This window comes from Streptococcus cristatus ATCC 51100 (assembly GCF_000222765.1).
Classification (GTDB): domain Bacteria; phylum Bacillota; class Bacilli; order Lactobacillales; family Streptococcaceae; genus Streptococcus; species Streptococcus cristatus.
Genome location: NZ_AFUE01000001.1, coordinates 64,076 through 83,375, shown reverse-complemented (window position 1 = coordinate 83,375; position 19,300 = coordinate 64,076). Strand labels below are relative to the sequence as shown.

Sequence of the window (19,300 nt, the reverse complement as noted above, 5' to 3'; positions counted from 1 at the left end):
TAGCTTCTTTTTCTACCACTTTTCACTGATAAAACGGAAACAGTCAGGTAGATTTTCCGCCCAATCCACTTCATTGTGAATCGCTCCAGACTGGATTTTGATGTGCAGATTGTCCAGCTCCACACCAGCAGCAATCAGCTGACGGTAATAACTGAGTGAAGAATCAATATAGGCTTGCTTGATATTGCCTGCCATGAGAGTCTTATCTGTATCATCAGCTTCCTCTGTTCCAACATAGATGAAAACTCGCTGGTCTGGATGTAACTTCTGACGCTCTATGTAGCGGTCAAAAGCTTCTTGGTGGAGCCAGTTGGCCGATGAAAAAACACCTAGACAGCCGACCTGATCCTGATATTCAATACCGATAAATTGGGTAATATTGCCCCCCAATGAAGAACCAATCATAGCCGTATGCTGGCGGTCAGGCTTAGTCCGATAATTTTCGTCAATAAAAGGTTTGACGACGTCCATGACAAACTCTGCGTACTCTGTGCCCTTGCCGCCAAACTGAACACCAGGAATATTGGACTCCTGAAACTTCCAAGCAGAATACTCATCCATCCGTCGTGGTCCATCGTTGTCAATGGCCACGACTATCATTTTTTCAATATCAGGATTGCGCTTGATTGTTGGAATCACTTTCCAAGAATGTCCACTGAAAGACTCCTTGCTATACAGGACATTTTGTCCATCGTGAAAATAGGCGACGGGATAGGTCTTTTTAGTATCTTGTTCATAATTTTTAGGAAGCAGCACTCGCACGCGCCGCTTTTGTTTGGTGTAAGGAACAACCAACTCATGAGTTTTCATATCAAGATAGAAATAGGATTTATTCATTTTCAGAAAACTTTCTATTTTCAAAATTTTTATTTATTATATCACAAATTAAGCAAAAAAGTTAGGAATTTCCTAACTTTTTAATGATTTTTATTAGATAATGATAGAAAATAGATTATTTATCCAAATAAGGCTGTAAAGCTTGCAAGGCACGCTCAGCAATCTTCTCATAGCGCTCTTTCTTATCACGAATTCGAGGACCATCTAGCTCTTTGATAATACCGAAATTGACATTCATCGGTTGGAAGTGCTTGCTATCAGCATGAGTGATATAATGTGGCAGACTGCCGATAGCCGTTGTTTCTGGAAAGACAAGCGCTTCTTCTCCATTGAAGAGTCGAGCGGCATTGATACCAGCAACCAGCCCAGAAGCTGCTGATTCAACGTAACCTTCAACACCTGTCATTTGACCTGCAAAGAAAAGATTGGGCTGTTTCTTAGAGCGGAAAGTCTGTTCCAGCAGATTTGGAGAGTCCATATAGGAGTTACGGTGCATGACACCATAGCGGACAAATTCTGCATTTTCAAGGCCAGGAATCATTTGAAAGACACGCTTTTGCTCTCCCCACTTGAGATGAGTTTGGAAGCCGACAATATTGTAAAGACTGCCCGCTGCATTGTCCTGACGAAGCTGCACTACAGCGTATGGAGTCTTATAGTCACCGTCACGAGGTCCTTGGTAGTCATCTGGGTATTCCAAGCCAACCGGCTTCATCGGTCCATAAAGCATGGTTTTAATGCCTCGCTTAGCCATAACTTCAATAGGCATGCAGCCTTCAAAGTATTTTTCCTTCTCAAAGGAATTGAGCGGTGCTTCCTCCGCATTGACCAAAGCCTCATGGAAATCCATAAATTCTTGTTTGGTCATGGGAGCGTTGAGATAGGCCGCTTCGCCCTTATCATAGCGGGATTTAAGATATACCTTGGTCATATCAATGGTATTGACATCGATGATTGGCGCTGCTGCATCGTAGAAATAAAAACCGTCGCCTCCATTGAGCGCGTGGATCTTTTCTGCCAAAGCATCGCTAGTCAGCGGACCTGTCGCAATGACTGTAATGGCATCTTCTGGAATTTCGGTGATTTCCTCGCGCATGACTTCAATCAGTGGATGATTGGATACTAGCTCAGTCACCATCTGCGAGAAACCTTCTCTATCAACCGCTAGAGCACCACCCGCCGGCACCCGAGTCGCTTCTGCTGACCTTAAGATGACTGAATCCAACCGCCGCATTTCTTCCTTTAGCAGACCAACTGCATTGGTCAGCGCATCTCCTCTCAGAGAATTAGAGCAGACCAATTCTGCAAAATCTGCAGTCTTGTGTTGAGGCGTTGACTTAACACCCCGCATTTCATAGAGTTTGACTGGGATTCCACGCTTAGCAATCTGGTAAGCTGCTTCACTGCCAGCCAGACCAGCACCGATAACATTGATATAGGATGATGACATGATTCTCTCCCTTGGATATTTCTAGATTTTCACTCTGACCATTATAACAAAAAGCTGGTAAAAAAGACAGACAGGAGGATTCCTGAAAGTCTCTCATTCTATCATTTTTTCCAAATAAGCAATCTTAGCAAAATCTTTACAATTGTTATTATCATTTCGGTAAGAATCTTGGGAAGAGGCGCGGTAGATTGCTAAAAATTGCTCCGCAGTCGGCAGTAAAAACTCAATACCATCAACCTCTTTTCGAGTTAGTTCAACTATTGGTACACCTGAAAATGCCTCCAAGGTTTCCATGACCCCAAATTCAATAGACAAGCCTTCTTTTTGAAATTCGTGCTCGTGCAGATCGACTAAACGATAACCTAGACGCCCCATCATGGGCTCGATCTTGTCCATATCGTAAATACGACCTTCATCTAGCGCTTCCCAGCCACGTTCATCACCGTGAACGTGAATGTCGATATCACGCGCTTGCCAGTCCTGACCAGTAACCTGTTCCAGCCCCAAAGAGCCCATTAGCAATGGAACGATTCCCATCTTGTTCAGTTGAGACGCGATTTTTAGAAATTCTGCAAATTTATCTGTCATAAAGGTACCTACCTTTTATAAAAAAATCTTTTTACATAATATAAATTATGCAAAAAGATTACTAAGCTAATTATTTCACTTTTTCTTCTTGATAGTCGCCATTGCTGCAGACCACTTGCTTGCCGCCACCACGGACTTTCTTTTCAACTAGATAATGGTCACATTTTGGACAGTTACGCCCAACAGGCTTGTCCCAAGATGTGAAATCACAGTCTGGATAACGATCACAGCCATAGAAAATGCGATTTCGCTTAGTCTTACGCTCGATAACTTGCCCTTTCTGACACTGTGGGCAGGTCACGCCAATTTCCTTGACAATGGCCTGAGTGTGACGACAGTCTGGGAAATTGCTGCAGGCATAGAACTTGCCAAATCTTCCCAACTTGATGACCATTGGACTGCCACAGACTTCACAGTCAAAACCGGCTGGCTCATCCTTGATTTGGATTTTTTCCATCTCGGATTCAGCTTTAGCCACTTCCTTTTCAAAAGGCTTGTAAAACTCATCAATAACCTTCTGCCACTGTTCTCTTCCAACTTCTACATCATCCAGTTTTGCTTCCATTTCGGCTGTAAATTTCACATTTACGATGCCTGGGAAGAATTCGACAATCAGCGCATTAACTATTTCACCCAATTCTGTCGGTTCAAAGCGCTTGGAAACCAATTTGACATAGTAGCGTTTCTGAATGGTTTCAATGGTCGGTGCATAGGTAGACGGACGACCAACGCCATTTTCTTCCAAAGTTTTGATGAGAGTCGCTTCAGAATAACGAGCTGGCGGCTGGGTAAAGTGCTGTTCTGGATTGGTATTGACACGTTTGACGGTATCACCCTTTTCCATGTCTGGCAGCATTTTATTCTTGTCAGAGTCATTATAGATAGCCAGATATCCATCAAACTTGACCTGACTGCCGTTAGCTGCAAATTGGACACCGTTTTGCTCTAATTTGACATTCATGGTGTCAAAGACCGCTGCTGTCATTTGGCTGGCTACAAAGCGATTCCAGATTAGCGTATATAGCTTAAGCTGATCCTTATCCAGATATTTTGCAATGCTTTCTGGTGTATTGAAAACACTGGAAGGACGAATGGCCTCGTGGGCATCTTGGGCACCCGAAGCATTTTTCACCTTACTGCCATGTTTAGAATATTTAGCACCAAATTTATCAGTAATAAAGCTAGCCGCTTCATTCTGCGCTACTGGGCTGATCCGAGTCGAGTCGGTACGCATATACGTAATCAGACCTTGCACGCCAGAACCGATATTAATGCCCTCATAGAGCTGCTGAGCTACCATCATGGTCTTACGAGTCCGGAAATTAATCTTATTAGCGGCATCCTGCTGCATAGAGGAAGTCGTGTAGGGCAGCGGAGCATTGCGTCGGCGCTCTTTCTTTTCGACACTGTCGACTGTAAAGTCATCACCTTTGAGGTGAGACAAGACTTCTTTGACATCCTCGTTGTTGGTCAACTTCATCTTCTTACCATTCATGCCATAGAAGCTTGCCTGGAACTGACGAGTCCCTTTCTTAAAGGTTCCGTCAATTGTCCAATATTCTTCCGGTTTGAAGGCGTTGATTTCATTTTCACGGTCGATAATCAGCTTGAGAGCAACAGACTGCACTCGACCAGCTGACAGACCTTTTTTGACTTTCTTCCAAAGAATCGGAGAAATGGAATAACCAACCAAGCGGTCCAGAACCCGACGAGCTTGCTGGGCATTGACCAAATCCATATCAATTTGACGCGGCTCTTTAAAAGCATTCTTGACCGCATCCTTGGTGATTTCATTGAAGACGACACGGTTTTTCTCTTTCTCATCTAGATTGAGAATGTGGGCCAAATGCCAAGAAATAGCTTCTCCTTCGCGGTCCGGGTCACTCGCCAGAAAGACTTGCTTGGCTTTCTTCGCTTCTTTTTTTAAGTCATTAATCAACGGACCTTTACCACGAATATTGATGTATTGAGGCTCGTAGTTGTTCTCAAAATCGATGGACATAGTGGACTTTTTCAGGTCACGAATATGCCCGACACTAGCCAGAACCTTATAATTTCTTCCCAGATATTTTTCTATTGTTTTTGCCTTGGCAGGCGACTCTACGATGACAAGATTTTTCTTGGTCGTAGACTTTTTCTTTGTTTTTGTTACCAAATTAGACACCTTCTATAAGAAATAAATCTCATAGAGTGTAAACTATTTTTTGATAGATGTCAACTCACAACATTCTCTATAGGAAAACTTGTTTTAGAATTGGAACTCAGATAGGACGTCAGATCCCGATGTGATGCACTTTGCGCCCTCTTGAATCAAATGATGACAACCGTCAGATTTTCCATCTAAAATTGACCCTGGAATGGCAAAAACATCCCGCCCCTCTTCCATTGCCCGCTCACAGGTAATCAGACTGCCTGAGCGCATCTTAGCTTCCGCCACGATAACGCCACGACAAAGACCAGCGATGATGCGATTTCGCTCTGGAAAATGAAATTTCAAGGGTTGCTCACACGGTCCATACTCCGTCAGCAATAAATGATTTTTGCCAATATAAGCCTGCAGCTTTTGATTGGCCTTGGGATAGAAGACATCTAGTCCCGTCCCAATGACAGCAATAGTTTGGCCACCATTTTGCAGGGCAGCCATGTGGGCCACGGTATCAATTCCGCGTGCCAGTCCGCTGACGATAACCAGTTCATTATTCAACTCCTTGATGATTTTCTGCACAGCAGCATTGCCCTGCTTACTGCTGTCTCGACTGCCAACAACCGCTATCTTTGGCATTTCTAGTAAATTTAGATTTCCTTGATAAAATAGCAAAGTCGGTGCATCGTAAATTTCACATAAGTCCCAAGGATACACATCATCCAAGATTGAAAAGGACGGGAAACGTTCAAACTCTTCTCTCAAAGCTGGTAGATCAAGTCGCTTGTATTTTTCCATAAAGAGTGCGGGATTGCGACACTCAGAAACGACGGCCTTGTCTCGCAAAGATAGCTCTCCCTCTTTATTTTCTGCATATCTCAAGATATTTAAGACCTGTGGATTGGTTAAGCCAGCTTTTTTCATTTTATAAATTTCAAAATTATTCATTTTTATCACCTCACTTTCTTATTCGTAAAAAAGTTCAAAAAAAGAACTGCAATACAGTTCCTTGTTTCTTATTCGATTAATGCTTGAGAAAATGGTTGAGTTCTTCTATTCTTCATGAACAGGAATTTCCTTAATAATCTTAGCAGGATTGCCGGCTAGGACTAGGTTATCGCCGAATGATTTAGTCACCACTGCACCTGCTCCGACTACCACATTATCTCCTAGAGTCACTCCTGGCAGAATGGTTACACCACCGCCAGCCCAGAAATTGTCACCAATCTTAATGGGTGCCCCGTATTCAATGCCGGAATTTCTTTCCACTGGGTCAAGCGGATGTAGCGGCGTCAGAAACTGGCAATTGGGACCCAGCATGGCATTCTTTCCAATGGTAATAGGACAGACATCCAGCATAGTCAGGTTCCAGTTAGAACAAAAATTTTCTCCTAAATGAATGTTAATTCCGTAGTCGCAAACCAAATCTGGCTTCATAGCAAGATTATTTCCCGTACTGCCAAACCATTCCTTGATAATGGCCGTACGCTTGTCACTGTCTTGCTCGTGGTTGAAACGATATTGAAATTCTTTGGAGCGGGCTCTAATTTTTCTTAAATCTTCATCTTGTGGTCGGTAAATCTCTCCAGCAATCATTTTTTCGTTTTCGCTTCGCATGGCATCCTCCTTTTCATGCTTATTCACACATTGATTTTACGGGCTCAAATGTTTTGCGATGAATAGGAGTTACGCCGTTTCGTTCCAATCCCTGTAAATGGCTCTTAGTGCCATAACCAGCATTCTGAGCAAAGTCATAGCCTGGATAAATCTGGTCAAAATCCGCCATCATCTTGTCCCTCGTCACCTTGGCTACGATAGAAGCCGCAGCGATGGACAAGGAATTAGCATCACCCTTGATGATGGACTGCTGAGGCAAGGACAAATCTAACTTCATCGCGTCAATCAAGAGGTAATCTGGCTTAATCTTGAGCTGGGCTACAGCTTCTAACATGGCTAGCTTGGTCGCTTCATAGATATTGACTCGATCAATCGTTTGATTGTCCATAATCCCCAAGCCAACGGCTAAGGCATGATCTAGCACCGCTTGATAAATTTCCTCATGCTTTTTCTTGGGAATCTTTTTACTGTCATTCAGCCCTTTGATTTTGCAGTTAGGAGGCAGAATAACTGCTGCTGCGACTACTGGACCAGCTAAGGGACCTCGTCCGACTTCATCAATGCCAGCAAGGGCTTGGAAGCCTTGACTGTAGAGTTCTTTTTCATAGCGCAGCATGTACTCTAGGCGTAAATCTTCATCTAGCTCTGCTTGGATTTCTTTTTGGCGTTTGAGTAAGAGTTTTTGAACACCGCTCCGCTCATCCTGCTTTAAAGCCTGAAAAAGCGGATCCTGCAAGTCAGAAACTTGAGCCAACTGCTCTTGGATTTCCTTAATCGTGGCCATCCAATTCCTCCAATGTATCCAGTGTATAGCGACCTAAGCGGCCATCACGCACTTCCTTGACAAAGAGGCTATAAAAACGATCGTAGTCCTCTCTGAAGCCCAATTTCTGGGTCATATCCATAATCATGTCTGGCGCTTCCAGCTCTAAATCCAGCTGCTTAAAACGCTCCTGCAATGCCTTAGGATAATGCTCTTTGAAATAATTGAGTCCAAAAATAGTAACTTCGTCCATGGGCAGCAAATTGTCCTTGATAGCCCCCGTCAAAGCGAGTTTCAAAGCCACCATTTCATCTTCAAATTTTGGCCAAAGAATCCCCGGTGTATCTAGAATTTCCAAATCCTTATTGGACTTGAGCCACTGCTGACCTTTGGTGACCCCTGGTTTATTGCCGACTATAGCGATTTTCTTACCAGCCAGCCTGTTCATCAGCGTTGACTTTCCAGCATTGGGAATCCCGATAATCATGGTACGCAGAGTCTCGATTTGAATTCCTCTTTCCCGCTGGCGAGCTAGCTTATCAGCCATCAATTTCTTAGCTGCTTCGGTCACTTTTTTGACTGCAGATTGTTCCTTAGAGTTAATAGCCAACGTTTTAATTCCCCGACTTTCAAAATAGGCCTGCCATTCCTTGGTCAAGGTCGGATCTGCCAGATCAGCCTTATTTAAAATCAATAACTTAGGCTTGTCTCCAACAATTTTGGTCAACATGGGATTTTGACTGGACAAGGGCAACCTCGCATCCACCAAAATCGTCACAAAATCTACAAATTTAATACTTTCTTGAACCTGTCTCCGAGCCTTGGACATGTGCCCCGGAAACCATTGAATCGTTGCCATTAAAAACCTCTTTCTTACAATATTCTAGTATCTCATTATACCAAAAAAATAGAGAATAAAATAGTAAAATCGCTCCCTCAAACTGTCAGAAGCGATTCTCTATTCTTATAAAAATAATGGTTTACGATCCTGCTTATCTGTGAATGGAACTCGCGGTTCACGAATCCTAGTCACATAATCAACAAACTCCTCGCCAGTCTGATCAAACTCAGCAACTGCGAAAAATTGATCGTGGTAAAAGAAAAACTTATAATGGTTTTCAAAAGCTTCGTTAAGCCATTTGTCTTTGGCAACAATTGAGCGCATCGGATAATCATCTACTGCAGCAACCCACAGAGGTTTCCGATGGGCATGAGTCAACACCAGATCAGCCATATGAATCATGGTTTCCTCGCCCTGTTTGAGTAAGATGATGCTGTGACCATTACTGTGACCACCTGTATGAACCATTTGAATTTCTGGAATGACGTTCAGATATTCAGTAAAGGTTTCAACCTGATCTTGGATTGGCTCCCAATTTTCCTTCAGATAAGTTCCCCTTGTCCGACTATTAGGATTTCGCATTTCGTACCATTCCATCTCATTTACAAAAATCTTTGCATTTGGGAATTTTGAAACAAGCTGATTGTTCTCATCTAGTCTAGTCAAACCGCCAGAGTGATCATGGTGCATGTGCGTCATTAAAATATGGGAAATATCTTCTGTTTTTAATCCCAAGAGAGCCAAGCTTTCTTCAACACGGCTCTCAGAAAGAATACCGAGATTGCGACGTTGTTTATCAGAAAGCTTAGCCGTATCAAAACTCGCATCAATTAAATAATTCTGCCCCTTGTATTGAATCAAAATCGGATCTGTCAGTTCAGCCATCATATTTTCTTCTGTTGTTGGATAATAACGTGACCAAACAACCTTTGGTACCGGGCCAAACAAGGTGCCTGCATCTGTGAGCTTATCCGCTCCACGCAACCAAGTCAGCTTCATTTCCCCAAACTGATACTCTTGTAATTTGAGTTCTGTCATCTTTTACTCCTTTAACCATCTTTCTGCGATTTCTTTTCTGATCGAATTCCCTGACCGTCCATAATTTTCAATAATTTCAGCATCTTTAAAATAGCGTTTGATATTCACATGATCAAATTTTTGTAGAGGCCCGATAAGACGGAGAATTTCATCTGTAACCTCTAGCGCTACCTTAGTCATATATAGCTTTATCCGTGCAACAAACTTGGAATCTTCTTCTATTTGATTAGGATAGGATGAGAAATAAGCATCTGCAGCACAAATTTTATTGTACAAATCTGCGAACTTGTACTGATGCAACTCAACATCCATCAGTCGCTTGCCGAATCCTCTTTTTACACGTGCAAACTCAAGGCCCTTATTAAAGGCGCCCTCAGCAACTCCTAAAGCAACCGCACTCAAGCCGAGTTGCATATTTTTTATAATGTTATTAAATTGTTCATTTCCAGCCAAGACTCCGCCTAACAAGGCAGTTTCTGGAAGGTTTACCTTGTCCAAGGTAACAGAACTTAGTGGAAGTCCTAGTAAACCTTGCTTTTCTATCTGCTCACCAATGAGCACACCCGAAGCAGTCGTCTCCACAATGAAGAAGCCATAAGAATCAGGCTTTCCAGCCTCTCTTACTTTGGCTAAGACCAAGAGAATGTCCGCAATGCTACTATTTGACACTTTAGCTTTTTCTCCCGAAAGTTGCCAACCTGTCTCTGTCTTGATCGCATAGGTCTCCAAATCTGCCAAACTATTTAGATGTTTAGACTCAGAAAATCCAAGACCTGCTTTACAAGTTCCCTTTACCAACTTGTCCAGATAACGCTCTTTCTGTTGCCCCGTACCAAACTTCAAAATCGGATAAACACCATAACAACCTTGGGTCAGCAATATAGTTGAAAGAGCTGGAAACTCATTCGAAATCATTCGAATAGAGCTGATAAAATCAGAAGCCAAAGCCTGGTCATCTTCTGACAAAATCGGTGAAAAAATATCCAAATCCGTCGTCAATTCTTCCCAAATCTCCTGAGGAAAGTCAACTGACTCATCATGATTTTTCATGTAGTCTCTAATAGCTGTATTTACATATGAACTCAATGCTGCTGTTTTAGTACTGGACTTCATCATCAATTCTCCCTTTATGAATGTGGCTCAGAAAGAGGCTGATAATAACCTTTTAAAAGCTCTTCGTATACGTATGCTTCTACCTCATTGTAGCTTGCTTTATAAGGCCGACAGAACCAAATATTGAAAGGCACCGGATCCTTAAAGCGCACAACCTTAAATTTATTCTTATCGACAAAATACTCTAAAGGACGAGGTAAAAGTGCAATCATATCGTTTTGATAAGTTGACTCTATCAAGAAATCCCATGTCGATGATAAATAGGCAAAATTTGCTTTTATCTTTTTACTCTTTAATTTTTCAGTGATTAAATCGTAGGTTGTAAATGATTTATTAAAGGTCGCTAAACCGTACTGAGCTATATCTTTCCACTCCAATAATTCTTTGTCCGCCAAAGGATGATTCTTATCCATATAAGCAACGTATTCATCAACTTGAATGATATACTGTTCATATTTTTTAGGATCCAGATTGGTAGGTTCGATTAGTACTGCAAAATTCAGATCCCCTGCAACCAGCTTTTGACGTAATTCATTACTTCCATCCTCAGTAACCTGAATGTTGACTTGCGGATTGTCTTGTAAAAACTTTGGTAAAATACTAGAAAAATATACACGTAAAATCAATGACGGAATGCCCAAGTTAAAGGTACCTTTTTGTTTAAGAGCTTCCATATGAATCATTGACTGCATCTCTTCATGCCGGTTGACAATCTCTGTGGCAAAACGGTAAATCTTACCACCAGCTTCCGTCAGACTCTCTAATCTTCCATTTCTGCGATTGAAGAGCTGGATTCCTTCCGTTGATTCAAAATTTGTGACAAACTGACTCAAGGCTGACTGGCTGATATGAATTTTCTTAGCTGCGATAGAAAGATTGCATCCACATTCGACGATATTGATAAAGTAAGTCATTTGAATTATATCCACTTTTCGTCTCCCATCTTTCAAATTTCACGAGGTAATTTGCCATAAATAAAACAGCAACTGGCCCTCGAAACCATGATGACCAGTTGCTAGTATTCTGATTAAAAACTAATCATCGCTCAAGTTGTTATAAACACATAGTAACACACTTTCAGAGAAAGAGGAGATTAATTGCTTACTAACCTTATTAGATTGACATCGTTTTCAAGTCTTCTGAAACAATTACTTCTCCTGCTGTCTTTTCAAGAACTTCCTCTAGGGTAACACCAGGAGCAAGCTCTTTCAAGAGGAACTTACCATCTTGGAAACCAAAGACAGCCAACTCTGTAATGACTAAATCAAGAACTCCTTTGGCAGAAAGTGGCAAAGTACACTCTGGCAGAAGTTTAGATTGGCCATCGGCAGTAGTATGCTGGATTGCACCGATAACACGCTTCGCTCCAACCAACAAGTCCATCGCTCCACCCATTCCTGGGGCAAACTTCCCTGGAATAATCCAGTTAGCAATACTACCATCTTGACTGACTTCCAAAGCTCCTAGCACGGTCGCATCAACGTGTCCACCACGGATGATCGCGAAGGAAGTCTGTAAGTCAAATAATGCTGCTCCAGGCAAGAGAGTGATTGGCGCTCCACCAGAGTTTGCCAGGTTTGGATTGTAAGTATCTTTCGTTGGTGTTTCACCAAAGCGAAGCGCTCCATTTTCAGCCTGAAGAATAACGTTTACTCCCTCAGGAATATAGTCAGCAGATGCGTTTGGAATACCAAATCCTAGATTGACAACATCTCCATCTTTAAATTCTTGTGCAACACGTCTTGCAATAATTTCTTTTGCTTTCATATTAGTTCACCCCCGCCAATTTTTTAGTCTCTGTCCAAAGATCACCCATCATTTTATGGTGTTCTTCTGGAGTCAAGCTTTGGACGACATAGTCAACAAGGATGCCCGGAATATAAATATCGTTCGGATGAATTTCGCCAGCTTCAACAATTTCATTCGCTTCAACGATAACAGTATCTGCTGCGAGAGCTAATTGCAAGGAAATGTTTTTCGTAGTGCCATCGATATACAAGTTGCCGTATTTGTCAGCTTTAGTCGCTTTGATTAAGGCAACATCAATTTTAAGTGGATCATAGACCAAGTATTCACGGCCATTACGCTCTACTTTTTCATAATCTTTTTCTAAGATTGTTCCGACTCCTGTCGGGGTCAAGACAGCTCCTAAGCCAGCTCCAGCTGCATGGAGACGCTCGACAACAGTTCCCATCGGTGTAAATTCGACTTCCATCTTCTTTTCAAAATACTCACGTTGAGCTGCTGCAGATGTTCCTACGTGGGCTGCAATATATTTTTTCACTTGGTGATTTTCACAAAGTCGTCCAACCCCAACTTCTTTACCAGGATGAGATGTTACCACCGATACCAAAGTCAAGTCTTGCTGGTTTTGTTTTACTAATTCTTCAATCAATTCAAAAGGTTCACCGACACCGAGGAATCCAGAAATTCCAACGATATCACCCGATTTGACCTTAGAAATAGCGTCTGATAATGATACAACTGATTTCATGCTGATACCTCCTCTTTTACTTACGATTGAAAACAGCTTTGCGTTTTTCAACAAAAGCACGCATTCCTTCTAGTTTGTCTTCTGTAGAGAAGAGCAAGGCTTCTGCTTCTGTTTCCAGACGGATTGCATTTTTAAGAGGAAGTTCCGCACCAACTTGAATGACATGTTTTGCTTTTTCAACAGCTAACGGTGCATTCTTCATGATGGCTGCGGCTAATTCTTCAGCTGAAGACAACAATTCTTCAGCAGGAACCAGTTTGTTAAGAATACCTAAGTCATAGGCTTCTTGACCTTTCACTGTACGAGCAGTGAAGATAAGTTCTTTGGCACGGCTAGTTCCAATCAAGCGAGACATCCGTTGAGTACCAGCAAATCCTGGAATAATACCCAAGCCAACTTCTGGGAAGCCAACCACTGTTTTTTCAAATCCAATACGGATATCTGTTGAAAGTGCTAGCTCCATACCACCACCGAGTGCATAACCATTGATGACTGCAATCGTTGGTTGGCGTAAATCTGAAAGGCGAGTAAATGTATCATTTGCAAATGTCATGTATTCAAAGGCTTGAATAGGTGACATCAAATCCATTTCCTTGATGTCTGCTCCAGCGACGAATGCTTTTTCTCCTGCTCCAGTTACGATGACAACGCGAATTTCTTCGCTTTTCTCAACTTGATCAAGAACTTCATTCAAATCAGCCAAAACTTGAGAACTCAAGGCGTTCAAAGCTTCAGGACGGTTGATAGTGATATATCCAATCCCATTTTTAACTTCTAATAAAACAGTTTTACTCATTTTTATGCTCCTACTTATAAAATTGAATGACTAAGTATGGTGTCAACAAATACTTAAACTACAAATGTAAGAGCTTACATTCTTATGATATACCATTTCTCACACTTCGTCTACTTAATCATCATTTATACATCAATAAGCTAAACTTATAGTTTTGATATTCAAATTAAATTTTCGAAAAATAAAACAAGCCCTATCAAGGCTTGTTTGCAAAAAACAGCTCATCGATAGGACTTGTTTATATAGTAGAAGCAAATGGAAAACTTCAAAAATGAACTAGATTCTAGCGTTCTACGATGACCGCTGTACCCATTCCGCCACCAATACATAGGGTAGCAAGGCCACGTTTAGCATCACGTTTTTGCATTTCATGCAAAAGTGTTACCAAAATACGGCAGCCTGAAGCACCGATTGGGTGACCAAGAGCAATCGCACCACCATTTACATTGACTTTTTCAGGATCAAGATTCAATTCTTTACCAACGGCACATGCTTGCGCTGCAAATGCTTCATTGGATTCAACCAAATCTAAATCTTCCACTGTAAATCCGCCTTTTTCAAGGGCTTTGCGAGATGCGTAAATCGGACCACACCCCATAACTTTTGGATCTAGTCCAGCGCTTGCGTAAGATTTGATCGTTGCCAAAATTGGAACGCCCAATTCTTTAGCTTTATCAGCACTCATAACAACCACTGCTGCTGCACCGTCGTTGATACCTGAGGCATTACCAGCAGTTACAGTACCATCCTTCTTGAACACTGGACGCAATTTACCCAAACCTTCAAGAGAAGCATCTTTTCTTGGAAATTCATCTGTATCAAATACGATAGGATCGCCTTTACGTTGTGGAATTTCAACAGGAACAATTTCTTCTTTGAAACGACCAGCTTCGATAGCTGCAACTGCACGTTTTTGAGATTGCACAGCAAAGTTATCTTGGTCTTCACGTGTAATGCCATATTGTTCAGCAACGTTTTCAGCTGTAATTCCCATATGGAAGGATTCAAAGGCATCTGTCAAGCCATCACGAAGCATAGTGTCTACTACTTGGGAGTCTCCCATACGGGCGCCCCAACGTTGGTTTGGAAGGACATAAGGAGCTTGGCTCATGTTTTCAGCCCCACCGGCTACAACGATATCAGCATCTCCACACAATACAGCTTGAGCCGCCAATTGAACTGCTTTCAAACCAGAGCCACAAACTTTGTTGATAGTGAAAGCTGGAGAAGCTACTGGGACACCTGCGTTGACACTCATTTGACGAGCTACGTTTTGACCAAGACCTGCACCCAGAACATTCCCCATGATAACTTCATCAACTTGTTCTGGTTTCAAATTTGCTCGTTCAATAGCACTTTTAATAACTAAACTACCTAGATCAACAGCCGAAACATTTTTTAAAGTTCCACCAAAAGAACCTAAAGGTGTGCGGACTGCTGCTACAATAACTGCTTCTTTCATTTCTTGCTCCTTATATCTTAATATTTAAAGAATCCTTCTTTAGTCTTGCGACCAAGCTTACCAGCTTCAACCATCTTCTTCAGAAGTGGAGCAGGACGATACTTAGGATCTCCAAATCCATTGTTTAACACTCCCATGATAGCCAAGCAGACATCAAGACCGATCAAGTCAGCCAATGCCAATGGGCCAATTGGGTGATTAGCACCTAGTTTCATTGCTTCGTCAATTTCTTCAGCTGAAGCAACACCTTCACCTAAGATGAAAATAGCCTCATTGATCATTGGAATCAAGACGCGGTTCACAACAAAACCATAAGAATCTTTCACATCTACAGCTGTTTTACCAATTTTTTCAGTCAATTCACGGACAGCTTTTACAACTTCATCTGATGTTTGAAGTGCACGGATAACTTCAACCAATTTCATAACTGGTGCTGGGTTGAAGAAGTGCATACCAATAACACGTTCTTGATGAACTGTCGCAGCTGCAATATCAGTAATAGATAGAGATGAAGTGTTTGAAGCCAGAATAGTTTGAGGGTCAGTCAACTCATCCAACTGTTTAAAGATGCTCAATTTGATGTCGCGATTTTCAGTAGCCGCTTCAATAACCAATTGAGCATGTTTAGCATCTTCATAAGATGTAGAAGGAATCAGATTTGCCAAAATGCTGTCTTTATCTTCTTCTGACAAACGACCTTTTTCAACAGAACGAGACAATTGCTTAGTAATACCATCCAGCCCTCTTTGAACAAATTCTTCCTTGATATCATTGAGATAAACTGTGAAACCTGATTGTGCAAAGACTTGTGCAATACCGCTTCCCATTTGACCTGATCCGATGATCATCACTTTTGAAATACTCATTTTTTTCTCCTATTTACTATCAAAATACAAACTTCAAAAAGAAAGAATCGGAACGATTACTAGCAAATGCTGAGCAATCGTTCCAAATTCATTATTATACAAATGCTCCAATACCAGTGATTTCACGGCCTACGATCAAAGCATTCACTTCATGAGAACCTTCATAGGTGTAGATTGCTTCAGCATCTGCAAAGAAGCGAGCTACATCAGTTTCAAGAGTGATTCCGTTACCACCACATGTTTCACGTGCAAGTGCAACTGTTTCGCGCATTACCAATGAGTTGTGCATCTTAGCAAGTGCAGAGTTCAACATCAATTCGTTACCTGCTTCTTGCATTTCAGCAATACGAGCTGAGTATGAAAGTACTGCCACTGCGTTAGCTTGCATTCTAGCCAGTTTTTCTTGTACGATTTGGAATGCAGCAATTGGACGTTTGAATTGTTGACGATCTTTAGCATATTTAAGAGCTGCTACGTATGAACCACAAGTGATAGCAGTTGCAATGTGAGCAACGTCAGCACGAGTGAATGTCAAGATACGAGCTACATCGCCAAATCCATTGATGTTTACCAAACGGTCTGAATCTGGAACTTCCACATTCTTCATAGTAATGTGGCCATTACGTACGCAACGAAGAGCTGTTTTGTGAGGGATTGGTTCTGCATGATATCCAGGAGCGCCTTTACGAACGATGAAACATTTTACTTTTCCATCTTCAACGTCGCGAGCAAATACTGGAACCACATCAGCTGTATCTGATCCACCGATCCAACGTTTTTCTCCGTTCAAGATCCATTTATCGCCAACACGCTCAGCTGTTGTCGCAAGACCTCCAGCAATGTCAGAACCTGACAACGGCTCAGTCAATGCGAAACATCCTTGCCAGTCAAATGCAGCTAATTTAGGTAGGAATTCTTTTTGTTGACGCTCGTCACCACCAAGCAAGACTGTGTTGTAGCAAAGTCCACCATGAACTGTGAAGAAAGTCGCTATAGACGCATCGAAACGGCCTAATTCCAAATACAAGAATGCGATGTAAAGTTCTGATGGTTTGTAGTTGCCTTCACGACCTTCGAACAATTTAGGGTTGTTCATGATTTGAGCGCCTTTAGCAACTGCATAGAATTCTTCAAATGGGAAATCAGGCGCTTCCCAATATTCATTAATGACTGGACGAAGATGCTTTTCAATCAAACGACGAGTTTCTTGTAATACTTCCGCTTCTCCCAATGTCAAGCCATCAGCATAGTGGAAAAGATCCTCAGGGTATAGTTCACGTAAAATTTCTTCTTTAGTTGCCATTTTATTGACTCCTTTTGTATAGTTTTTATTTATATAAGAGCGCTTTCATTTTTGTAGCTCAGTATTTGTTGACGCTTTCATTTTATATCTAATATGTTATGATGTCTACTTAAGAAAGATTAAGAAGAGCATAAGTCTAGATTATACATATTGATTTTACTGGCTTTGAAAGGTCTTTTTCTAATAAAAACTAGGAAAAAATCTTTGAATACGGTTACAAATTTTGAAGAAAAATCTCCTTTGGAGTGACTTTATAAATTGAGTTTTGCAAAAGAAAAAGCCCATGTGGGCCTCTCAGCATTTTTATCGGATTTGCTCAAAATGCAGATGGACAGCGATATGGTCACCGTAACCACTGCGTTCCAAATCACGCTGCAAGCGGTAGGAAATATAATGCTCAGCAATAGTGATATAGCCCGCTCCCAAGAGACGGTTTTCAACCATAGACTGAATCATACTGATAGTGGCACGCTCAACCTTGGCTTCTTCCAGATCTAATGCGACCTTTTTTGTCACCAAGGCTAGATTTTGACGGAGGTCGTCTGTCAAGACATAAACAGTTTGAGCTGCTTTTAATACCGCTTGATAGATTTTATCTGGGTCAAAGTCAACGACTTCCCCACTGCGTTTAATGACTTTCATAAAATACTCCTTTATTTATATATTTCTGATGTAATGTAAATCTCTGGCTTGACTGCTATCAATCCAATTTACAGTGGCAGACTCAAAGACAAAGCCCTCTTTTTCATAAAATGGAATACCGATAGCATTTCCTTCCGTTACTGTAACGGCTTGCTCTCTGGCCTGATATTGTGATTTTTGATAACTTGTCAAGGTCTCCAGTAACTCATGACCGATTCCCAAACGTTGAGCCTGCGGCAAGACGTAGAGAACATAAACATTAGCTCTGCCGTCCTCGCTCATCCCACCCCCAACACAACCAAGCACCTGCCCATTTCTTTCTGCCAGCCAATAGCCATTCCATTCAGGAGAAAGTTCAGTCAAGTCCTTATATAAACGTTCCTGGCTATAGAAAATGTCAAAGACTCGCTCTATGTAGGAAGAGGAATAAATATCTTTATAGGTAGTCAACCAAGTTTCTCTACATATTTTTTGGATTAGTTGCCAATCAGCCTTGCTTGCCTTACGAACCTGCATTATCGTCACCTCTTAAGCAATAACTTACCCTATCATTATACAATTTTTTCTTGTTTTTTTCAAAAAGAATGAAATATTTAGAAAAAGGACTGCAGAGATGAACTGAACCTCAATCCTTAGAATGTTATCTAACGTTTGAGGCGCCATTCAGATGCAATCCTTGTGAAATATTTTTTAGAGAACTATAAATATTAGTCCTTTTAGATCAAGCTAATAATACATATACTATATACCACTTTGCTCTAATACAATATCTTGTTTCTTGTAACGATAATGCATTTTCCAATGATTTTCAGATACTTCTTCTAATTTCAGAGTTTTGTTAATCTTATTAAAAGGCAGTTTCTCTTACTCAACTTTCTTTAGGAGCTCGACTAATAAGTCTCTGCCAGCGTTTAGAGAAATTAAACTATCATCCTCACTATCGTATTGAAGTAAAACTTTCTTAGTCGGTTTGTGGATGACATTATAAAGATTGAAAGCTCTTTTAATGTCAAAATTCTTCTCTTTGTCTGCTATCATTGACACAGTATGTAACTCTAACCGACCAATTTTAAAAGCCCCGAAAAGACTGACAACAATCCCTAATCCAGCAAGTGTTTCCCAGATGAGAGAGAAAAGTTTTAAATCCCAGTCTGTTATAAGGTTAAGAAGTAGATAAAGAGCCCCCAAACCAAACCCTAACAAAATTAAACCTGCGCCATAAAAACTTGCCTTATCACCAGTTCGAATAGTTGGCTTGTCGTAAACTCTCTTCCCCTCAAGCTTTTCCAGACTACGCTTTGCCTTGTACTCTTCGATTTGTTGACTATGCTTTTCTGTCATATTATT

19 protein-coding genes and 1 pseudogene are annotated in these 19,300 nt (G+C 41.4%); all 20 read right to left on the bottom strand.

Going from position 1 to position 19,300, the window contains the following annotated elements; genetic code table 11:
• Positions 1-12: 12 nt before the first annotated feature.
• The gene (locus HMPREF9960_RS00430; RefSeq protein ID WP_005590333.1) at positions 13-837 is read right to left on the bottom strand and encodes an alpha/beta hydrolase; all 825 of its coding nucleotides are present in this window, start codon (positions 835-837) and stop codon (positions 13-15) included.
• 115 nt (positions 838-952) lie between these two features.
• Positions 953-2,287, bottom strand: coding sequence for a methylenetetrahydrofolate--tRNA-(uracil(54)-C(5))-methyltransferase (FADH(2)-oxidizing) TrmFO (gene trmFO / locus HMPREF9960_RS00425; protein ID WP_005590335.1), 1,335 nt, complete (start codon positions 2,285-2,287; stop codon positions 953-955).
• Positions 2,288-2,380: 93 nt separating this feature from the next.
• On the bottom strand, positions 2,381-2,875 hold the full coding sequence (locus tag HMPREF9960_RS00420; protein WP_005590337.1) for a hypothetical protein: 495 nt from the start codon (positions 2,873-2,875) through the stop codon (positions 2,381-2,383).
• A 70-nt stretch (positions 2,876-2,945) separates the two neighbouring features.
• On the bottom strand, positions 2,946-5,039 hold the full coding sequence (topA, locus tag HMPREF9960_RS00415) for a type I DNA topoisomerase (RefSeq protein WP_005590338.1): 2,094 nt from the start codon (positions 5,037-5,039) through the stop codon (positions 2,946-2,948).
• A gap of 84 nt (positions 5,040-5,123) precedes the next feature.
• Positions 5,124-5,966, bottom strand: a complete 843-nt coding sequence (dprA, locus tag HMPREF9960_RS00410) for a DNA-processing protein DprA (RefSeq protein ID WP_005590340.1) — start codon at positions 5,964-5,966, stop codon at positions 5,124-5,126.
• Positions 5,967-6,071: 105 nt separating this feature from the next.
• A complete protein-coding gene (locus HMPREF9960_RS00405; protein ID WP_005591975.1) occupies positions 6,072-6,635 on the bottom strand; it encodes a sugar O-acetyltransferase in 564 nt (187 codons plus the stop codon).
• Between the two features lie 19 nt (positions 6,636-6,654).
• A complete protein-coding gene (gene rnhB / locus HMPREF9960_RS00400; protein ID WP_005590343.1) occupies positions 6,655-7,419 on the bottom strand; it encodes a ribonuclease HII in 765 nt (254 codons plus the stop codon).
• The gene (gene ylqF, locus HMPREF9960_RS00395; RefSeq protein WP_005590344.1) at positions 7,406-8,257 is read right to left on the bottom strand and encodes a ribosome biogenesis GTPase YlqF; all 852 of its coding nucleotides are present in this window, start codon (positions 8,255-8,257) and stop codon (positions 7,406-7,408) included. The genes rnhB and ylqF overlap by 14 nt, the downstream gene beginning before the upstream one ends.
• A 105-nt stretch (positions 8,258-8,362) precedes the next feature.
• Positions 8,363-9,277: an MBL fold metallo-hydrolase gene (locus HMPREF9960_RS00390; RefSeq protein ID WP_005590345.1), complete on the bottom strand. Its 915-nt coding sequence runs from the start codon at positions 9,275-9,277 to the stop codon at positions 8,363-8,365.
• Positions 9,278-9,280: 3 nt separating this feature from the next.
• Positions 9,281-10,393, bottom strand: a complete 1,113-nt coding sequence (locus HMPREF9960_RS00385; protein WP_005590346.1) for an acyl-CoA dehydrogenase family protein — start codon at positions 10,391-10,393, stop codon at positions 9,281-9,283.
• A gap of 11 nt (positions 10,394-10,404) precedes the next feature.
• Positions 10,405-11,319, bottom strand: coding sequence for a LysR family transcriptional regulator (locus HMPREF9960_RS00380; protein WP_167395900.1), 915 nt, complete (start codon positions 11,317-11,319; stop codon positions 10,405-10,407).
• Positions 11,320-11,503: 184 nt separating this feature from the next.
• Entirely contained in the window at positions 11,504-12,157 is a 654-nt protein-coding gene (locus tag HMPREF9960_RS00375; protein WP_005590348.1) for a 3-oxoacid CoA-transferase subunit B, read from the bottom strand.
• A 1-nt stretch (position 12,158) separates the two neighbouring features.
• The gene (locus HMPREF9960_RS00370) at positions 12,159-12,884 is read right to left on the bottom strand and encodes a CoA transferase subunit A (protein WP_005590349.1); all 726 of its coding nucleotides are present in this window, start codon (positions 12,882-12,884) and stop codon (positions 12,159-12,161) included.
• A gap of 16 nt (positions 12,885-12,900) precedes the next feature.
• Positions 12,901-13,680, bottom strand: coding sequence for an enoyl-CoA hydratase/isomerase family protein (locus HMPREF9960_RS00365; RefSeq protein ID WP_005590351.1), 780 nt, complete (start codon positions 13,678-13,680; stop codon positions 12,901-12,903).
• A 283-nt stretch (positions 13,681-13,963) separates the two neighbouring features.
• Complete coding sequence (locus HMPREF9960_RS00360; protein ID WP_005590352.1) at positions 13,964-15,142, bottom strand: acetyl-CoA C-acetyltransferase; 1,179 nt, start codon at positions 15,140-15,142, stop codon at positions 13,964-13,966.
• Positions 15,143-15,159: 17 nt separating this feature from the next.
• Entirely contained in the window at positions 15,160-16,008 is an 849-nt protein-coding gene (locus HMPREF9960_RS00355; protein WP_005590353.1) for a 3-hydroxybutyryl-CoA dehydrogenase, read from the bottom strand.
• Positions 16,009-16,102: 94 nt separating this feature from the next.
• On the bottom strand, positions 16,103-17,311 hold the full coding sequence (gene fadE, locus HMPREF9960_RS00350) for an acyl-CoA dehydrogenase FadE (protein WP_005590354.1): 1,209 nt from the start codon (positions 17,309-17,311) through the stop codon (positions 16,103-16,105).
• A gap of 303 nt (positions 17,312-17,614) precedes the next feature.
• Positions 17,615-17,953, bottom strand: a complete 339-nt coding sequence (locus HMPREF9960_RS00345) for an ATP cone domain-containing protein (protein WP_005590355.1) — start codon at positions 17,951-17,953, stop codon at positions 17,615-17,617.
• Positions 17,954-17,968: 15 nt separating this feature from the next.
• Positions 17,969-18,469 carry a GNAT family N-acetyltransferase gene (locus HMPREF9960_RS00340; protein WP_005590356.1) on the bottom strand — a complete coding sequence of 167 codons (501 nt, stop codon included), beginning with the start codon at positions 18,467-18,469 and terminating at the stop codon, positions 17,969-17,971.
• 225 nt (positions 18,470-18,694) lie between these two features.
• A pseudogene (locus tag HMPREF9960_RS00335) lies at positions 18,695-19,294 on the bottom strand (hypothetical protein).
• Positions 19,295-19,300 lie beyond the last annotated feature (6 nt).

Coding starts and splice junctions, on each gene's coding strand:
- HMPREF9960_RS00375 (WP_005590348.1), bottom strand. CDS start 12,157: ATGAAAGCAAAAGAAATTATTGCAAGACGTGTTGCACAAGAATTTAAA.
- HMPREF9960_RS00420 (WP_005590337.1), bottom strand. CDS start 2,875: ATGACAGATAAATTTGCAGAATTTCTAAAAATCGCGTCTCAACTGAAC.
- HMPREF9960_RS00345 (WP_005590355.1), bottom strand. CDS start 17,953: ATGAAAGTCATTAAACGCAGTGGGGAAGTCGTTGACTTTGACCCAGAT.
- HMPREF9960_RS00430 (WP_005590333.1), bottom strand. CDS start 837: ATGAATAAATCCTATTTCTATCTTGATATGAAAACTCATGAGTTGGTT.
- fadE (WP_005590354.1), bottom strand. CDS start 17,311: ATGGCAACTAAAGAAGAAATTTTACGTGAACTATACCCTGAGGATCTT.
- rnhB (WP_005590343.1), bottom strand. CDS start 7,419: ATGGCCACGATTAAGGAAATCCAAGAGCAGTTGGCTCAAGTTTCTGAC.
- HMPREF9960_RS00390 (WP_005590345.1), bottom strand. CDS start 9,277: ATGACAGAACTCAAATTACAAGAGTATCAGTTTGGGGAAATGAAGCTG.
- HMPREF9960_RS00365 (WP_005590351.1), bottom strand. CDS start 13,680: ATGAGTAAAACTGTTTTATTAGAAGTTAAAAATGGGATTGGATATATC.
- dprA (WP_005590340.1), bottom strand. CDS start 5,966: ATGAATAATTTTGAAATTTATAAAATGAAAAAAGCTGGCTTAACCAAT.
- trmFO (WP_005590335.1), bottom strand. CDS start 2,287: ATGTCATCATCCTATATCAATGTTATCGGTGCTGGTCTGGCTGGCAGT.
- HMPREF9960_RS00370 (WP_005590349.1), bottom strand. CDS start 12,884: ATGAAATCAGTTGTATCATTATCAGACGCTATTTCTAAGGTCAAATCG.
- HMPREF9960_RS00385 (WP_005590346.1), bottom strand. CDS start 10,393: ATGATGAAGTCCAGTACTAAAACAGCAGCATTGAGTTCATATGTAAAT.
- HMPREF9960_RS00360 (WP_005590352.1), bottom strand. CDS start 15,142: ATGAAAGAAGCAGTTATTGTAGCAGCAGTCCGCACACCTTTAGGTTCT.
- HMPREF9960_RS00340 (WP_005590356.1), bottom strand. CDS start 18,469: ATGCAGGTTCGTAAGGCAAGCAAGGCTGATTGGCAACTAATCCAAAAA.
- HMPREF9960_RS00355 (WP_005590353.1), bottom strand. CDS start 16,008: ATGAGTATTTCAAAAGTGATGATCATCGGATCAGGTCAAATGGGAAGC.
- ylqF (WP_005590344.1), bottom strand. CDS start 8,257: ATGGCAACGATTCAATGGTTTCCGGGGCACATGTCCAAGGCTCGGAGA.
- HMPREF9960_RS00405 (WP_005591975.1), bottom strand. CDS start 6,635: ATGCGAAGCGAAAACGAAAAAATGATTGCTGGAGAGATTTACCGACCA.